The sequence below is a fragment of the Kribbella sp. WER1 genome (assembly GCF_054189145.1).
On sequence record NZ_CM135186.1, the window covers coordinates 4,463,952 to 4,480,523 of the forward strand.

Sequence of the window (16,572 nt, forward strand, 5' to 3'; positions counted from 1 at the left end):
TGCGAGACGTCATGTCCTTGCGCCTCATTCCCTTCGCCGATCCGGGTGTGCCCGACACCCGGTCCGGCCTCCGACTCATCCTCTGGCTGGAGCACCAGCAGCTCCGCGGGCAGTTGCTCGCGGTGTTCTGGGGACTGGTGTACTTCGGCGGGATCGCCGCCGCTCCGGTCGCGGTCGGGCTCGCCGTGCAGGCGGCCATCGACCTGTCGTGGTCGAAGCTGATCCTGTCCGGCGTGCTGCTGCTCGCCTTCGGCGCCGCCAAGGCCGCCGCCGACTCGTTCTTCCACCGGGCCGTGGTGACGAACTGGATCAGTACCGCGGCCCGCCTCCAGCAACTGCTGTTCCGCAAGGCCGCGGAGCTCGGCTCGCTGCTCACCCGGCGGATCGCCGCCGGCGAGGTCGTGCAGGTGAGCAGCGGCGACGTCGAGAAGATCGGCTGGTTCGTCGAGGTGCTCGGCCGGTTCGTGGCCGCCCTGCTGACGTGCTTCGCGGTCGTCATCGGCCTGCTGCTGTACGAACCCCGGCTCGGGCTGGTGGTCGCCGTCGCCGTCCCGGTGCTGGCGTTCTCGATCGTCCCGCTGATGGGTCCCGCGGAGCGCCGCGCGGACGAGCAGCGGGCCAAGGGCGGCCGGGCCACCGAGCTCGCCGCCGACACCGTCGCCGGACTGCGCGTACTGCGCGGCATCGGCGGTGAGCAGCTGTTCCTGGAGCGGTATCGCGCGGCCTCGCAGGACTACCGGACCAGTGCGGTCCGGAGCGCCCGGATGTGGTCGCTGATCGCCGCGCTGCAGGTGCTGTTCTTCGGGCTGTTCCTGGTCGTCGTGGTGTGGATGGGCGTCCGGCTGGTGACGTCCGGCCACATCTCGGTCGGCGAACTGGTCACGACGTACGGCTTCATCACGTTCATGATGGTGCCGCTGCACACGTTCGAGGAGACCGCGAGCGCGTTCATCTTCTCGAAGGTCTCGGCCCGCCGGGCCGCGCGGGTGCTGTCGCTGCAGCGGACCGACGAGACCAAGGCCACCGGCGAGGCGCAGCTGCCGTCCGGCGACCTGCTCGACCCGGTCACCGGGCTGCACGTCCCGGCCGGGAGCTTCACCGCGGTCGTCAGCGGCGACCCGGACGCCGGCGGTCTGCTGGCCGACCGGCTGGGCGGCCACAGCCCGACGGCAACCGACGAGGCCTCCGTGCAGCTCGACGGTGTCGCGCTGGACGACCTCCCGCTGGACTCGGCGCGGACCGTGGTGCTGGTCCAGGACAAGGACCCGGTGTTGCTGTCCGGCTCGGTCCGCGACCTGTTCGACGTACCGGCCAGTGGCGCGGTCTCTCCGGAGACGGCCCTGGACGCGGCACAGTGCGAGGACATCCTCGACGTACTGCGGCAGACGCTGCCTACCGGTGAGACCGACGCGATGAAGGCGGTGCTGACCGAGCGGGGCAGGTCCCTGTCCGGTGGTCAGCGGCAGCGGGTCGCGCTGGCGCGGTCGCTGTACGTCGACCCGCAGGTGCTGGTGCTGGACGAGCCGACCAGTGCGGTCGACGCGCACACCGAGGCCCGGATCGCCGACGGCCTGCAACTGCTGCGCCGTGGCCGGACCACCGTGGTGTTCACGTCCAGCCCGCTGATGCTGGACCGCGCGGAGCGGGTGGTGTTCGTGCCGGACGGCCAGGTGGCCGCGGTCGGTACGCATCACGAGCTGCTGGACAGCAACCCGCAGTACCGCGCTGTCGTCACCCGTGAAGAAGAAGCAACGTTCGAGGAGTCGGTGTGAAGCGCCCGGAGTACGACCCGGCAGCCCCGCAGGAAGTAGTGCGGCTCCCGGTGGCGCAGGGCACGACCGTCCGCGCCTACATCAAGACGCTGTTCCGCCGGCACCGGCGGCAGTTCCTCTGGCTGACCGTGGTGAACGCGGTCGCCGCGCTGAGCGGCATGGTCGGTCCGTGGCTGCTCGGCAACGTCGTGCAGAAGCTGTCCGAGGGCCGGACCGACGTCAAGCTGCCGTCGGTCGTGATCGGGTTCGTGATCGCGCTCGCGGTGCAGACGGTGTTCACCCGGCTGACCCGGCTGCGCGGCGCGGTGCTCGGTGAGGAGATGCTCGCGGACCTCCGCGAGGACTTCCTGGTCCGCGCGGTCGGCCTGCCGCCGGGCGTGCTGGAGCGGGCCGGGACGGGCGACCTGCTGTCCCGGATCACCACCGACATCGACCGGCTGTCGCACGCGATGCGGGACGCCGTACCGCAGCTGACGATCGCGGTCATCTGGGCGTCGCTGCTGATCGGGGCGTTGATCGTGACCGCGCCGGCGCTGGCCGTTGCGGTCGTGATCGCGGCGCCGATCCTGATCCTCGGCGGCCGCTGGTACTTCCGCCGGGCGCCCTCGGCGTACCGGTCGGAGGCAGCCGGGTACGCCGCGGTCGCGTCCGGGCTGGCCGAGACCGTCGACGCCGGCCGGACCGTCGAGTCGCACCGGCTCGGCCACCGCCGGATCGCGCTCGGCGACACCCGGATCGGCCAGTGGGTCGCCTGGGAGCGGTACACGCTGTACCTGCGGATGATTCTGTTCCCGATCATCAACATGACCCACACGGTGGCGCTGGCCGCCGTCCTGGTCATCGGTGGCGGGTTCGCGATCCAGGGCTGGCTGACGGTCGGTGCGCTGACCACCGGCGCGCTGTACATCCAGCAGCTCGTCGAGCCGGTCAACATGATGATCCGCTGGTACGACGAGTTGCAGGTCGCGCAGGTGTCGCTGTCGCGGCTCGTCGGCGTCCGCGAGGTCGAGACGGAAGCCACGACCAGCGAGGACGAGCCGGACGGGCGGACCGTGCTGGCCGACGACGTGCGGTTCGGGTACCTCGAGGGTCGCGACGTACTGCACGGCGTGACGCTCACGGTCGAGCCCGGCGCACGGGTGGCGCTGGTCGGGCCGTCCGGGGCGGGCAAGTCGACGCTGGGCCGGTTGCTGGCGGGTATCTACTCGCCGCGGGTCGGCGACATCACCTTGGGTGGTGCGGCGCTGGACCGGATGTCGGCGGAGCAGGTCCGCAGTCACGTTGCCCTGGTCAACCAGGAGCACCACGTCTTCGTGGGCAGCGTGCGCGACAACCTGCGGCTGGCCAGGCAGGGCGCGTCCGACGCGGACCTGTGGGCGGCGCTGCGGTCGGTAGATGCCGACGGCTGGGTCGCTGGGTTCGACGAGGGCCTGGACACCGAGGTGGGGTCCGGCGGCGTCTCGCTGACGCCGGCCCAGGCGCAGCAGGTAGCCCTGGCCCGGCTGGTGCTGGCCGACCCCCACACGCTGGTCCTGGACGAGGCAACCTCACTGATGGACCCGCGGGCCGCCCGGCACCTGGAGCGGTCGCTGGCCACCGTGCTGGAAGGCCGTACGGTGGTGGCAATCGCCCACCGCCTGCACACCGCGCACGACGCCGACGTCATCGCAGTCGTCGAAGACGGCAAGATCGTCGAGCTAGGCGGCCACGACGAACTGGTCGACGCCCAGGGCGCCTACGCAGCCCTCTGGCACTCCTGGCACGGCGACCGCTGAGCGAGGATCAAGTAAATAAGTTGAAGAACAAGAGCAAAGAAGAAAGAAGAGAGATTTAGAGTGGTGGCTGGCTTCAGCGACCGCAGCGGCGGCCGTCGCAGGGGCGGCCGTCTGAGGGGTTAGCGTCTGAGATGTCGGGTTACCTACCCGCATACCGGCCGCAAACCCGGCAACTCAGGCGCCAACCCCTCGAGAGGATCTGCGAAGCGGCCACGGGGCGGTGGCGCCGATGCAGGCGGCGTCGGCGTTGCGATACCGCATCGACCCACCTGCATGAAGTTCTGACCCGCTGACATCGCTCAACCAACCCTCGGTTGACTACCGAAGTCAGCCACCATTCAAATCTCTTTCCTTCGCTGATCTTTCCTCTGCTTGTCTTTATTTCCCTTCTCCTGATGCTTCTCGTCTTCTTTGGTCGGGTGTGTCCGGCGGACGCCCTCCGGGTCGTGTGAGGATGAGCGGGTGCTGCTGACGACGCTGTTCTCTCTGCCCACGACCCTGGCTCTGGACATCGACGACGTCGGTCGGATGCTGGTGCTGTACGACGGGACCGGGACCCGGCAGGTCAACGAGGTCGCTCCGGATGGGAGCTGGCGTGCGTTGACCGATCTGGGGGACACCTGTCGTGGGGCGCGGTTTGTCCCGGGTAGCAGTCGGGTTGTTGTCGAGCACGACGCCGGGGGCAACGAGCGCGGGCAGCTCTCGATGCTCGATCTCGCCGACGACGGGCTCCCGGCGCTGACCCCGCTGGTGCACGGCGCGGAGTACATCCACCATCTGGTGGCCGCGCGCGCCGGCCGGATCCTCTACACCACGAACCGTCGCAACGGCGTCGACTTCGACCTGGTCGCCCGTGACCTGGCGACCGGCGCCGAGACCGTGCTGTACGACGCGGGCGGCTGGGTGATGGGCGTGCACCCGTCGCCCGACGACAAGTGGGTCGTCCTGTCGAAGGCCAGCAGCCCGGCGAACTCGATACAGCTGCTGCTCGTCGACACCTCCAGCCGGTCGGTCACCGAGCTGACGCCCGCGGACGGCCACAACGACCAGGGCCCGGTCGCCTGGCTGCCGGACTCGTCCGCGTTCCTGGTGTCGACCGACACCGACCGCGACCGGAAGGCGGTCCGCCGGTACGACGTGGCCGACGCGGCGTGGAGCGACGTACTGGTCGACGACGCGCGGGACGTTGCCGCCTGGCCGTCGCCGGACGGCGTACACCAGCTGGTCGGCGTACTGGAGGACGGCGAGGTCACGCTCGCGCTGCACCGCGCGGAGGACGGCGAACTGGTCGCGCCGGTCGGTCTGCCCGCGGGCGGTTGCGCGGCGTTGACGATGATGACGCCGGACCCGATCTGGTCGGCGGACGGCGCGTTCGCGGCGATCACCTACAACTCCCCGGTCACCCCGCCGACCGTGTACCGGTACGTGCCGAACGGCGAGCTGACCGCGATCGGCCCGGTCGAGGTACCGGTCGCGCTGGAGCACCCGGAGAGCCTGCGGGTGCCGTCGTTCGACGGTGAGCAGGTGCCGGTGTTCGTGTTCCGGCCGACCGCACCGGACCTCGGCTCGACGGTCGTCCACGTGCATGGCGGACCCGAGGGCGCCGCGATGCGGATCTGGAGCCCGATCATCTCGTCGCTGGCCGGCGAGGGGCACACGGTCGTCGTACCGAACGTCCGCGGCTCGGCCGGTTACGGCAAGCGCTGGTACTCGCTGGACGACCGCGAGCTGCGGCTGGACTCGGTGAAGGATCTGGCCGCGATCAACGCGTGGCTGCCGACGATCGGCGCCGACCCGCGGAAGGCCGCGCTCTGGGGCGGCTCGTACGGCGGGTACATGGTGCTCGCCGGTGTCGCGTTCCAGCCGGACCTGTGGGCGGCCGGCGTGGACATCGTCGGGATCGCCTCGCTGGTCACGTTCCTGGAGAACACGTCGGACTACCGCCGGGCGATGCGGGAGCGCGAGTACGGGTACCTGGCCACCGACCAGGAGTTCCTGGAATCCGCGAGCCCGCTCAGCCGGGTCGACGACATCCGGGCGCCGCTGTTCGTCATCCACGGCGCCAACGACCCGCGCGTCCCGTTGTCGGAGGCCGAGCAGATCACGGCGGCGCTCACGAACCGCGGCGTACCGTGCCAGCTGCTCGTGTACCCGGACGAAGGCCACGGCCTCGCCAAGCTCGCGAACCGCCTGGACGCCTACCCGCAGGCGTTCAGCTTCCTGCGAGACCACCTGGCGTAAGGGTCCCGGCGGTCGCGTCGAGGCTTACCGGAAGCCCGAGCGGTACGGCGAGGTTCAACGGCTCGTGCCCGATCGCCGCGCCCTCCACCATGGGGAGACCGAGCGGTTCGAGCCGCTCGCGGATGGTGTCGTCGAGCCCCTCGCCGCCCTGGCTGAAGTCACCGATCACCAGCCCGGTCACCCGGTCGAACCATCCCGCGCGCAGCAGCTGCGTGAGCAACCGGTCCGCCTGGTACGCCTCCTCGTTGACCTCTTCGAGTACGACGACCCCGGCCGGCGGCGCGTACGTCGGCGTACCCACGCTGGACGCCAGCATCGCCAGGTTGCCCCCACGCAACGGCCCGTCCGCCACACCACCGACGACCGTGCGAGCACCCCGCAGGAGGTCCGTGACGGTCTCCGGCTCGAACAGCAACGCCCGCAGCCGCGCCCGCCCCACGTCGTCCGCCAACTGCTCCACGGCCGCGGCCATCGGCCCGTGCATCGTCACGAGCCCCCGCGCGTTCAACGGCTCGTGCAACGCCGTGATGTCGCTGAACCCGACGAACCACTTCGGTACGGCGACCAGCTCGTCGAAGTCGAGGTACTCAAGCATCCGCTGTACGCCGTAGCCGCCACGCGCGCAGAACACCGCGGCGTACTGCGGGTCGAACCACGCACTCTGTAGGTCGAATGCCCGCGCCTTGTCGTCCGCGGCCAGGTACTTGAACCGCTCGTGTCCGGCCAGCACCGACGGCATCACGTCCACGTCGATGCCCCACGCCCGGAGGTACTCCACCCCGGCCCGCAGCCGCTCGGCGTCCACCCGCCCGGACGGCGCCACCACAGCGACCCGATCTCCACTCCGCAGCCGCTGCGGCAGCACCACGTCGTTCATTCCGCTGACGCTACCAACCGACCTGGATCGTCGTGCTCTTGGAGACGCCGTTGACCGTGACGCCCAGCTGGGCGGTGCCCGGACGGAGCGCGGTCAGCCGGCCGGTGGCCGGGTCGTACGCCGCGACCGCCCAGAACGGGGCGCTCTTCGCGGAGCCGATGTACATCGTCCGCGAGCCCCACCAGTCGGCCGAGACCGGGAACGACACCGGCACCCGGCGGTTCTCCTGGACGACGGTCGCCGACGCCGAGGCGGTCTGGTTGCGGCGCATCGTGGCCGGCGCGGCCAGCTCGAGCGCGTCGACGTGCGGGCGCATCTCGACCTGGAACCACGGGCGGCTGGACTCGGAAGCGGAGGTGGAGATGCCGACGAGGGCCCAGCCGGTGAAGCCGCCGGCGTCCGGTGCGGCGGCCGGGCTCTTGCCCGAGTTGCCGGTCAGCGGCAGCAGGACGCCGTCGGTCCGGGTCGCGGCGAACGTCCCGGCGTGCCCGGCCATGTAGGCGGCGCCCTTGCCGGTGGACTTCCGGAAGTCGGCGAGCCACTTGACGATCATCGCGGCTTCCTTGCGGTCGCCGAGCTGCGAGTTCTGCGTCGGCGACGGGTCGTCGATCGGATGGTGCGCGAACACCACGACGTTCCGGATCGTACGGTCCTTGGCGGCGGAGTCCAGCTGCTTGCGCAGGTCCGCGATCTGGTCGAACCCGCCGGCGCGGAGCGAGCCGAGCGACGAGTCCCGCAGGACGAACCGGGTGCCCTTGTGGTCGAACGTGCTGGTCGGGTTGCCGAAGACCTTCTTCCACTCGGACAGGTCCCCCGGGCCGTACGTCTCGTGGTTGCCCGGCACGTAGTGCACCGGCACCTTGCCCGCGACCTCCTCGTCGATGATCTGCTTGGCCAGTGCGATGTCCGGCCCGAACGCCCGGTCGACGAAGTCGCCGTTGATCACCAGGAAGTCCGGGTTCTGCGCGAGCGCCTCGCGGATCGTCCGGCGGGCCTGCTGCACGTAGTCCGAGTTCGGGTCGTCGGCGGTGAACTGCGCGTCCGACATCACCGCGAACCGCCAGCGGCCGGCCGTCGTCAGGGTTCCGTCGGTGACCACCATCGGGTCGATCACCCTGGCCGGCGGATCCATCGTCACCGGCGGCGCGCTGCGGACGGTCAGGTCGTCGATCACGATCCGGCCGGAGTACTGCCGGGTCGGCGAGGTCTCGACGACGTAGATCCGCCAGAACCGCAGCGGGTACGTCAGCCCCGGCGGGATGTCGGCCTCGACGTACTTCCAGCCGGTCCAGTCGACGGCGGCCGCGAGGTTGAGGGTCTGCGCCGTACCGCCCGCGGCGTCGTAGGCGTTCGCGCGCAGCCAGGCGCCCTTGCCGTCGCCGTACACCCAGGCGCCGAGCTTCTGCGGCTGGCCGGGCAACGTCTGCTGCGGGGTCTGCGAGAGGTACGCCGCCCGCGTGGCAGTGCTGCCGGTCAGCGAGTAGTCGAGCGCGATCGCCTGGCCGCCGTCATGCCCTTCGGCGGCGGAACGGGACGCGGTCGCGGCGCCGGCCGGGACCGCGTTGGCGGCCCACTTGGACACGTCGTCGAGGCTGTCGACGACCGTGCTGGTCAGGCCGGCCGTGATGCTGAGCTGGGTGCTGAGCGTGCCGACCGTCGCGGTCACCACGGTCGACACCGCGTCGTTGCCCAGGGCATTGACCTCGAACCCGTTGCCCTTCGCAACCACCTTGACCTTGTTGGCGTCGTAGCTGAGCTTGACGTCGCGCGGCTCGATCCAGGTGGAGAACCCGTCGGCGTCGTACCCGTCGACCTCGAAGAAGCCCTTCGCGTTCGAGTCCGACAGCGACACCTGGCGGGTGGACGGGGCCAGGCGGGTCGGCGTACCGAGGACAGTCATCGGGAACCTTCCGTTCGCCGTACCGCGGGTCGCGGTGACGATCACGTCGCCCGCGCGGCGGCCGGTCACCACGCCGTGCTGGTCGACGCGGACGTTGCTGCCCGCGTACCAGGACGGCGTACCGGCGGCGGGGGCGTACGTCTCGTCGTACCCGGTGCCCTCGAGGACGCGGGTGAGGCCGGTGAGGACGCGGGAGCTGCGGGAAATGTCGGCGTCGGGGCCTGCCTCGGCGGTGCCGTTGGCCTCGACGCGGAAGCCCTTGAGCTTGCCGCTGCCCTTGACCGGGAGCAGGCCGAGACCGTTCGGGATCAGCCGCTCGTTGCCGTCGGACGGGTCGTTGACGACGTCCGGCGCGACCTTGCCCGGCGTCCGGGCGAGCATCGTCGAGGAGCCGCCGCCGTCCAGGTTCAGCGCGTCGTCCGCGCCGAGGCTGATCATCAGCTGACCCATTTCCTTCAGCGACAGACCGCGCGATCCGGTCGCCCGGCCGTCGACGGTCAGCAGGATCATCCGGCTGCCGTCAGCGTCGAACCCGATCGCGGTCCGCGGCGCCAGGTCGGCGTCCGGAACGCTGTCCGGCACCTTGCCGTCCTTCGCGAGCTGGTAGTTGCCGCTCACCGCGGCCGCGACGTTCGCCGCGTCGGGGCGCAGGCCGTAGGAGATGTCGACCTTGTCGCCGGCATGCAGCGCGGTGAGCGCGTCGGCGCCGGCCTCGCGGCCGATCAGCGCCTGCTCGTTCGCGGCCAGCGGAGTGGTGGCCGGAGTGGTGGCAGAGGAGACGACCACACCGTCGCGAAGGATCACCTCGCGGACGGTCGGCAGGCCGTCCACGGTCCGGGTCCGGGCCGCATCGCCCCACTCCGGGGTGTAGAGACCGATCCCGCCGGTGTTCACGGCCGGCGAGTTCAGGTTGGTCAGCTCGAGCTTGGTCGCGCCATCGGTCGCGGTGCCCTGCAGAAACAGCTGGGCGATCTTGCCGAGCCCGTCCTTGCCGATCACCGCGGTGTCGTTGTGCCCGGCGGCCGGCGCGTTCGTCAGCTTGCCGGACTCGACCCCCACACCGAGCGGCGCGTTGGTGTCGTTGATGTCGAAGAAGTCGCCGTTCACACCGGCGATCGCGCCCCGGCTCGCCAGCTGCTGGCTGAGCGGCTGGGCGCCGGACACCTTTCCCGCCTTCACCAGGTCGACCGTCACGCCGTGCTTGCTCAGGTCGGTGTCGAGGATGTCGCCGCGCTGCCAGCCCTGCGGGTCCAGCCGCTCGAACGACGTGTAATCGACGCCGGGAGCGACCGGGCTGTCGGACCGCGACGTCAGTACGCCGTTCTCGGCGATCGCCGCGTCCGGGATGCCCGCGGGCTGCCCGACCGCGGGACTGACCAGCACGCCGGCCAGCAGGCCACCGATGCCGATCGCTGTGGTCAACGGACGGATGAGCGACACAGGAGCCTCCCCACGGTGGACGGACGCGGTCATCCGACGCCGCGCGCGCTACCGCCTCATGAGCCGCAGGTGTACGCCGATCGACCGACCGGTGACAAAGTAACGCCTACGGTCACCGTGTGGAAGGTTTTCTTCTCAGACTGTTAGTTGGTACTCACTGGGCGGCCGGAGATCTCCCAGGCGTGCATGCCGCCGTCCAGGTTGATCGCCTCCCGGCCGACCTGGTTCAGGAACTGGGTGGCCATCCCGGACCGGCCGCCGACCGCGCAGACGCAGAGCACCTTCTGGTCCAGCGGCACCTCGCCGACCCGCTCCTGGAGCTCGCCGAGCGGGATGTGGGTGGCGCCCGCGATGTGGCCGCGGTCCCACTCGTCCGGCTCGCGGACGTCGAGGACGAACGCCTCCGCCAGCAGCGCGTCGTCGAGCTCGCTCACCACGACCGAGGGAATCTCCTGGTTCCGGAACATGCCCCCAGCATGTCAGACACCTGCCCCGGTCCGGAACGCGGTTGCCCGGCCGGAAGATAAAGCGTTGACCCCGGCGGGCGGATCTAGGACCGTGGCTGGCAGGGAGGTCGCGGGTGGCGCTGATTCAGGGGATCCCGGGGGAGTTCGAACCGCAGCCGTGGGGTGAGGCGATCGTACGGAGCCGCGAGCTGTTGCTGCTCCGGATCGCCTGCCGGCCGCCCGATCACGAAGTACGACTGCCCGGTCTGGTGACCATGCCGCGGCACGTTGTCGAGGACGCCACCGGCCGGGCGCTGACCTGGCGGCGCGACGGCGACGACCTGGTGGTCCGATTACCCGAGGCCGGTGAACCGCCGGTGGTCCGGGTCGCGCTGAGCGGGAAGCTGCGGATCGTGCCGCAGGACACCGTCACCGCGAACGCCGACGGCGTCTGGGACCTGACCCCAGCCGGTACGACCGCCCATCTGGTGGCGCGGCGGGCGGCCGACGTCGCGGTCCGGTACTTCGGACTGGCCGAGCCGGACAGCCGGCACCAGATCCGGCTCGCCGGCCGCCGGTACGGCGTCACCGGCCACGAGCTCACCCGCACCACGATCGGCCCGTTCCCGATGCCGGAGCTGCGCGTCGTACCGCTGGCGGTACCGGCCGGCGTCCGCCGGATCCTCGTCGCCCCGGTTGGCACGGTGCTGGCGTCGATCCACCCCGGCCGCGGCGAGCTGACCGTCGCGGTCACGAACTTCGGCCGGACGTCCGCCCGCGGCGAGGTCGACCTGCCGCTGCCGCCGGACTGGTCGGCGTACGAGCAGGTGTGGCGGTTCGACGGGCTGGAGCCGGGGCGGTCGATCGGCTGGGCCGTCCGGGTCACCGGGGACGGCGTCCACGAGTTGCGGGCGCGGCTCGACGCGGGACGTCGCTCGGCGTCCTCACCGTACGTCGTACACCTGTGACCGCTTGCATTCTGAGAGCGCTTCCCCTCTACTGGCAGTGATCGATCTACCGCCCCGATCGAGGAGTCCTGCATGCGTACAACGCCCATCCGCCTGCTTGCCGCCGGGATCCTGCTCGCCGCCGGCGCCACCGTCACCCCGGCGACCGCCGCCGTACCGGCCGCTGACGCCACCACCGCCGTCCGCGCACCCGCTCTGCCCGCGAAGGCCCGGGCCGGTGCGCTCGACGCCACCGGGTACTGGACCGCGGAGAAGCTGCGGAACGCGATCCCGGCCGATCTTCCGACCGGTACGGCCGCCGGAACCCCTGCGAAACAAGGGACTTCGAGCGGTGTCGCGTCCAAGCCGGTCGCGCCGCGCGCCGGGTACAAGCTCGCCAACGACACCGTGCCGAGCACGGCCGGCAAGCTGTTCTTCACTGACAACGGGCTCAACTACGTGTGCTCGGCGTCGACGATCAACAATGGCTACAAGAACCTGATCATCACCGCGGGGCACTGCGTGCACAGCGGCCAAGGCGGCGGCTGGCACTCGAACATCGTGTTCGCGCCGGCGTACTACAACGGCCAGTCCGGGTACGGCCTGTGGAACTGGAGCCAGGCGCGGACGTTCAACTCGTGGATGAACAGCAGCGACTTCACCCACGATCAGGCGTTCGTCACGCTGCAGCAGCGCAACGGCGCGAACCTGATCGACGCCGTCGGTGGCAACGGCCTGGTCTGGGGCAACGGCCAGGCCCAGGCCGGTACCCGGATCTGGGGCTGGCCGGCCGAGGCGCCGTACAACGGTGAGGTGCCGTACTACTGCGACGGCACGACGTACGCGTGGGGCGGCTCGGACGCGGCGCTGACCTGCTCGATGAACGGCGGCGCGAGCGGCGGGCCGTGGCTGAAGGACCGGATCGACGCGAACCTCGGATACGTGTTCGCGGTGACCTCACGCCGGACGACGAGTGGTACGCCGACGTTGCTGTCGACCCCGAACACGGCCGACGTCAAGACGATGTTCGATCAGATGACGACGTAGCTTCCTGCTCGGTCTTCGCGGGCAGGCACTTGCCCAGGTTGATGAAGAAGAAGATCAGGCCGAGCGTGATCGTGACGTGCCCCAGCCCGGAGATGCCGTCCAGCGCGGCGCCGGGCTGGTGGCCGAGCACGACCATCGTCCCGCGCAGCAGCATCATGCCGACGGTCAGCGCGAGGCCCGCGTTGTAGACCCAGAAGAACGCGGTGAAGAGCTTGCCGTCGGACAGGGTGAACAGCTTCTCCAGCGCGAGCACGATCAGGAAGAACAGCATGCCCAGCGCGAGGATGTGGGTGTGGACGACGCCGAGCTGCGAGTCGCCGGTGAAGTCCTTGGCCTTGGTCAGCTCGCGGTAGTACAGCCCGCTGATGAGCCCCAGAATCATGTAGACGTGTGCTGCCACGTAGATCTTCCGCATGCGCGGGAACCTACTTCAGCAGCTTCGACAACCTCCGGTCGGCCAGCGGTTTGCCGCCGGTCTGACAGGTCGCGCAGTACTGCAACGAGGAGTCGGCGAAGCTCACCTCGCGGACGACGTCACCGCAGACCGGGCACTTCTGGCCCTTCCGGCCGTGCACCCGCAGGCCGGACTTCTTCTCCGACTTCAGGTCCTGCACGGCGAGCCCGGCGGACCGGTCGACGGCGTCCTGGAGGGTCTCGCGCATCGCGTCGTACAGCGTGGTGAGCTCGTCGTCGGACAGGTTCGAGGCCGGTTTGAACGGGCTCATCTTCGCGACGTGCAGGATCTCGTCGGAGTACGCGTTGCCGATGCCGGCAATCACGGACTGGTTCCGCAGGACGCCCTTGAGCTGGACGCGGCCCTCGCGTTTCAGGATCGCGCCGAAGTCGTCCCGCGACAGCGTGAACGGGTCCGGCCCGAGCCGGGAGATCCCCGGCACCTCGGCCGGGTCGCGGACGACGTACACCGCGAGTTTCTTCTGCGTCCCGGCCTCGGTCAGATCGAACCCCGACCCGTCGTCCAGCACGGTCCGGAGCGCGATCGGGCCCTTCCCCGGCCGGACGAGCCCCGTGTTCTGCTCGTCCTTCCACCGCAACCAGCCGGCCCGCGCCAGGTGGATCACCAGGTGCACGCCCTGCGCCGAGATGTCCAGGAACTTCCCGTGCCGCTGCACGTCGTCGATCAACAGCCCGACCATCGCCGTGATCGGCGGGTCGTAGGTCTTCAACGCGCTGATCGCGGTGACGTCCGCCCGCACGAAGGCATGCCCCACCGCGCGCTCCCGCAGAAACACCGCCAGCGACTCAACCTCCGGCAACTCAGGCATGCCCCTAGTGTGCCCGACGCCAGGGACAGTTCCGGTGGATCACCCATGGAGGAGGGTTGTCACCGCCGGTAGCGTCGAGGACAACAGACTAGGGAGGCCCTGATGGGGTTCGTGAAGACGTTGGTAAAGGGCGCCGTGGTCGCCAAGCTCGTCCAGGTCGCACAACGCGAACTGAGCAAGCCGGAGAACCAGGCAAAAATCAAACAAGCTTTCCAAAAGGTCCAACAGCGCCGGGCCTCGTAGGCGTCCGCACCCGCGAGGGTAGAGCTAGGTCCACCCTCGGGGAGGATTCAGCGTGACTGCTTTCCGCGGCGCGCGCTGATGTGCTGGGGGCATGGGTCAGGTTGCGGAGCGGGTGCGGATCCAGGATGTGGATGCGCTGCGGGGGTTTGCCCTGTTGGGCATCTTGGTTGTGAATATTACGTTCGCGGCGTCCGGGTATCCGATTCATGTTGCGGAGGATCCGGCGTACGGCTCGTGGCTGGATCATGCGGTTCGGTGGTTGTCGTCGGTGTTCGTCGACATGAAGTTCTATCTGCTGTTCTCGTTCTTGTTCGGGTACAGCTTTCAGTTGCAGATGCGGGCGGCGCAGCGAGCCGGGGCTGCGTTTCGGCCGCGGATGTTGCGCCGGTTGGGCGGGCTGTTCGTGCTGGGTGTGCTGCACGGCGTCTTTCTGATTACCGGGGACATCTTGAGCGTGTACGCGATCATCGGGCTGGTCCTGGTCGCCATGCGCAAAGTGAAGGACCGTACGGCGCTCCTGGTGGCGGGGGCGATCTACGCGTATCTGTTCGTCACCCTGGCGGCCGCAGCACTCTTCCTGGACACGACGGCGGTGCTGGACCCGACGACAGCAGTAACGGCCGCACAGGGGACGGCCGCTAATCTCGCGGGCTCGTTCAGTGACGTTATCGGGGAGCACATCCGCGCAATGCCGACGTACGGGCTCTCGCTGCTCACCGTGCAGGGCCCGACCACCCTGGCTGCGTTCCTGATCGGCATGGTCGCCGGCCGGCGCCGGCTGTTGCAGAACGTCGACGGGGCCGACGCACTGCTGCGGCTGATCCAGCTGGTCGGTTTCGCGATCGGTATCACCGGCGGGATCGTCTACGCGTCCGGCGGCAACGGTGACACCAGGGCCGTGCTGATGAGTGTGATGACGGCGCCGTTCCTGACAGCGGCGTACGTCGCCTCGCTCCTGCGGATCATGCACTCCGACCGCGGCGAGGACGTACGGCGGCTACTGGCACCGGCCGGGCGGATGGCGTTGTCGAACTACCTGGGCCAATCAGTGGCCACGGTGCTGATCTTCACCGGCGTCGGCTTCGGGCTGGTCGGCCAGGTGTCGCCGCTGGAGACCGTGGGCTTCGCGGTCGGGATCTTCGTCCTGCAGGTGATGCTGAGTCACGCCTGGCTGAGCAGTTTCCGCTACGGCCCGGTCGAAGGCGTGCTGCGGGCGGTCACGAACGCGACCGCCCCCAGCTGGCGGGTTCAGGCCGCGTGACGGCCGTCGTGCAGCCGGGCGGTGCGGATGCTGTGCACCGTGCCGGTGGTCGAAGCAGGCTTGTGGGTGAAGGGCTTGGCCGACGCGCCGAGCGCGAGCAGGTCGAGCTTGGTCCGGGCCACGTCACGGTCGTCGGTCGTCCAGGAGCCCCGCGGTCCGGCGGACGGACCGGTCGAGTGGCGCCTGTTGCTGACCTCCAGGGCCGCGATCACGGCCAGTACGAGAGCGAGAAGAACGAAGTATCCGGTCATGGCAGTAATCTTGCTATCTCGCAGATCCTGCCACCAGTGGCGCTATTGACATAGTCCGATAAGATTCTGCCATGCTCCGGAAGATCGCGGTCGTGCTGATGGAGGACGTCGCCCTGTTCGAGTTCGGCGTGCTCGCCGAGGTCTTCGGGCTGGACCGCACCGACGACGGGGTCCCGGCGTTCGACTTCAAGGTCTGCTCGACCACCCCGGGCGTCCCGATGGAGACCAGCAGCCACTCCCAGGTGGTCGCGCCGTACGGCCTGGAGGAGCTCGAGGACGCCGACCTGATCGGCATCCCGGCGACCACCTGGCGGCACGCGTACGACGAGCGGATCCTGGACGCGCTGCGCCGGGCCGAGGCGCGCGGCGCGATCCTGCTGACGGTCTGCTCCGGCGCGTTCGTGCTCGGCGCCGCCGGACTGCTCGACGGACGGTCCTGCACCACGCACTGGCGCTACATCGACAAGTTCACCGACCAGTTCCCGACCGCGAAGATCGACCCGGACGTGCTCTTCGTCGACGACGGCAACATCATCACCAGCGCCGGTACGGCGGCCGGCATCGACGCCTGCCTGCACCTGGTCCGGCGTGAACTGGGCAGCGCGGTCGCGACCCGGATCGCCCGCCGGATGGTGGTCCCGCCGCAACGCGACGGCGGCCAGCGGCAGTACGTCGAGGTCCCGGTGCCGGAGTGCTCCGCGGAGAGCCTGCAGCCGGTGCTGAACTGGATGATCGACAACCTCACCACCGAACACACCGTGCCCGCACTGGCCCGCCGCGCGCAGATGTCCGAACGCACCTTCGCCCGCCGCTTCGTCGCCGAGACCGGTACGACGCCGCTCAAGTGGGTCACCACCCAACGCGTACTCCGCGCCCGCACGCTGCTCGAGCAGACCCGGATGGGCATCGAGCAGATCGCCACCGAGTCCGGGTTCGGGACCGCGGCGCTGCTGCGGCACCACTTCCGCCGCGTGGTCGGCGTACCGCCGCAGGACTACCGGCGGACCTTTCAAACCGCCGGCTGATGTGAGGAAGCCATCACCGAGTCGATTTGCATCGGCACCCCCCGATCTGCCTAAGGTCACAAGG

The 16,572-nt window shown here is 69.8% G+C and carries 14 protein-coding genes; 8 read left to right on the forward strand and 6 right to left on the reverse strand.

The window, feature by feature from the left end; genetic code table 11:
* Positions 1-11: 11 nt before the first annotated feature.
* The 3 genes from ACXJJ3_RS21525 to ACXJJ3_RS21535 all read left to right on the forward strand — a co-directional run bounded on the left by ACXJJ3_RS21525 (position 12) and on the right by ACXJJ3_RS21535 (position 5,788).
* Positions 12-1,772, forward strand: coding sequence for an ABC transporter transmembrane domain-containing protein (locus ACXJJ3_RS21525; protein ID WP_458163481.1), 1,761 nt, complete (start codon positions 12-14; stop codon positions 1,770-1,772).
* A complete protein-coding gene (locus tag ACXJJ3_RS21530; protein ID WP_458163483.1) occupies positions 1,769-3,547 on the forward strand; it encodes an ABC transporter ATP-binding protein in 1,779 nt (592 codons plus the stop codon). Before ACXJJ3_RS21525 ends, ACXJJ3_RS21530 begins: the two co-directional genes overlap by 4 nt.
* Positions 3,548-4,009: 462 nt before the next feature.
* Positions 4,010-5,788, forward strand: a complete 1,779-nt coding sequence (locus ACXJJ3_RS21535) for an alpha/beta fold hydrolase (RefSeq protein ID WP_458163485.1) — start codon at positions 4,010-4,012, stop codon at positions 5,786-5,788.
* Here ACXJJ3_RS21535 and ACXJJ3_RS21540 read toward each other — a convergent pair.
* The 3 genes from ACXJJ3_RS21540 to ACXJJ3_RS21550 all read right to left on the reverse strand — a co-directional run bounded on the left by ACXJJ3_RS21540 (position 5,760) and on the right by ACXJJ3_RS21550 (position 10,472).
* Positions 5,760-6,665, reverse strand: a complete 906-nt coding sequence (locus ACXJJ3_RS21540; protein ID WP_458163486.1) for a S66 peptidase family protein — start codon at positions 6,663-6,665, stop codon at positions 5,760-5,762. The genes ACXJJ3_RS21535 and ACXJJ3_RS21540 overlap by 29 nt on opposite strands.
* Positions 6,666-6,675: 10 nt before the next feature.
* Positions 6,676-10,005 (reverse strand): phosphodiester glycosidase family protein, encoded by a 3,330-nt coding sequence (locus ACXJJ3_RS21545; RefSeq protein WP_458163488.1) that lies wholly within the window; start codon positions 10,003-10,005, stop codon positions 6,676-6,678.
* Positions 10,006-10,148: 143 nt separating this feature from the next.
* A complete protein-coding gene (locus ACXJJ3_RS21550) occupies positions 10,149-10,472 on the reverse strand; it encodes a rhodanese-like domain-containing protein (protein WP_458163490.1) in 324 nt (107 codons plus the stop codon).
* A gap of 113 nt (positions 10,473-10,585) precedes the next feature.
* Here ACXJJ3_RS21550 and ACXJJ3_RS21555 point away from each other — a divergent pair, with 113 nt between their 5' ends.
* A complete protein-coding gene (locus ACXJJ3_RS21555; protein ID WP_458163492.1) occupies positions 10,586-11,419 on the forward strand; it encodes a hypothetical protein in 834 nt (277 codons plus the stop codon).
* Positions 11,420-11,491: 72 nt separating this feature from the next.
* Positions 11,492-12,445, forward strand: coding sequence for a trypsin-like serine peptidase (locus ACXJJ3_RS21560; RefSeq protein WP_458163494.1), 954 nt, complete (start codon positions 11,492-11,494; stop codon positions 12,443-12,445).
* On the opposite strand, the gene ACXJJ3_RS21565 is transcribed toward ACXJJ3_RS21560, so the two are convergent.
* Complete coding sequence (locus ACXJJ3_RS21565) at positions 12,414-12,860, reverse strand: DUF2871 domain-containing protein (RefSeq protein WP_458163496.1); 447 nt, start codon at positions 12,858-12,860, stop codon at positions 12,414-12,416. The two genes, ACXJJ3_RS21560 and ACXJJ3_RS21565, sit on opposite strands and share 32 nt — an antisense overlap.
* Before the next feature lie 10 nt (positions 12,861-12,870).
* The gene (locus ACXJJ3_RS21570; RefSeq protein ID WP_458163498.1) at positions 12,871-13,728 is read right to left on the reverse strand and encodes a DNA-formamidopyrimidine glycosylase family protein; all 858 of its coding nucleotides are present in this window, start codon (positions 13,726-13,728) and stop codon (positions 12,871-12,873) included.
* A 102-nt stretch (positions 13,729-13,830) separates the two neighbouring features.
* Between ACXJJ3_RS21570 and ACXJJ3_RS21575 the strand changes: the two genes are divergently transcribed.
* The gene (locus ACXJJ3_RS21575) at positions 13,831-13,971 is read left to right on the forward strand and encodes a hypothetical protein (protein ID WP_344188875.1); all 141 of its coding nucleotides are present in this window, start codon (positions 13,831-13,833) and stop codon (positions 13,969-13,971) included.
* A 91-nt stretch (positions 13,972-14,062) separates the two neighbouring features.
* Complete coding sequence (locus ACXJJ3_RS21580; protein WP_458163500.1) at positions 14,063-15,232, forward strand: DUF418 domain-containing protein; 1,170 nt, start codon at positions 14,063-14,065, stop codon at positions 15,230-15,232.
* Here ACXJJ3_RS21580 and ACXJJ3_RS21585 read toward each other — a convergent pair.
* Positions 15,220-15,483, reverse strand: a complete 264-nt coding sequence (locus ACXJJ3_RS21585) for a hypothetical protein (RefSeq protein ID WP_458163502.1) — start codon at positions 15,481-15,483, stop codon at positions 15,220-15,222. The genes ACXJJ3_RS21580 and ACXJJ3_RS21585 overlap by 13 nt on opposite strands.
* Positions 15,484-15,554: 71 nt before the next feature.
* Between ACXJJ3_RS21585 and ACXJJ3_RS21590 the strand changes: the two genes are divergently transcribed.
* Entirely contained in the window at positions 15,555-16,508 is a 954-nt protein-coding gene (locus tag ACXJJ3_RS21590; RefSeq protein WP_458163504.1) for a GlxA family transcriptional regulator, read from the forward strand.
* The last annotated feature ends 64 nt before the right edge of the window (positions 16,509-16,572 follow it).

Bases quoted from the DNA above. Each gene is read 5' to 3' on its own strand.
- ACXJJ3_RS21525 (WP_458163481.1), top strand. From the start codon at position 12: ATGTCCTTGCGCCTCATTCCCTTCGCCGATCCGGGTGTGCCCGACACC.
- ACXJJ3_RS21540 (WP_458163486.1), bottom strand. From the start codon at position 6,665: ATGAACGACGTGGTGCTGCCGCAGCGGCTGCGGAGTGGAGATCGGGTC.
- ACXJJ3_RS21550 (WP_458163490.1), bottom strand. From the start codon at position 10,472: ATGTTCCGGAACCAGGAGATTCCCTCGGTCGTGGTGAGCGAGCTCGAC.
- ACXJJ3_RS21560 (WP_458163494.1), top strand. From the start codon at position 11,492: ATGCGTACAACGCCCATCCGCCTGCTTGCCGCCGGGATCCTGCTCGCC.
- ACXJJ3_RS21565 (WP_458163496.1), bottom strand. From the start codon at position 12,860: ATGCGGAAGATCTACGTGGCAGCACACGTCTACATGATTCTGGGGCTC.
- ACXJJ3_RS21570 (WP_458163498.1), bottom strand. From the start codon at position 13,728: ATGCCTGAGTTGCCGGAGGTTGAGTCGCTGGCGGTGTTTCTGCGGGAG.
- ACXJJ3_RS21575 (WP_344188875.1), top strand. From the start codon at position 13,831: ATGGGGTTCGTGAAGACGTTGGTAAAGGGCGCCGTGGTCGCCAAGCTC.
- ACXJJ3_RS21580 (WP_458163500.1), top strand. From the start codon at position 14,063: ATGGGTCAGGTTGCGGAGCGGGTGCGGATCCAGGATGTGGATGCGCTG.
- ACXJJ3_RS21585 (WP_458163502.1), bottom strand. From the start codon at position 15,483: ATGACCGGATACTTCGTTCTTCTCGCTCTCGTACTGGCCGTGATCGCG.
- ACXJJ3_RS21590 (WP_458163504.1), top strand. From the start codon at position 15,555: ATGCTCCGGAAGATCGCGGTCGTGCTGATGGAGGACGTCGCCCTGTTC.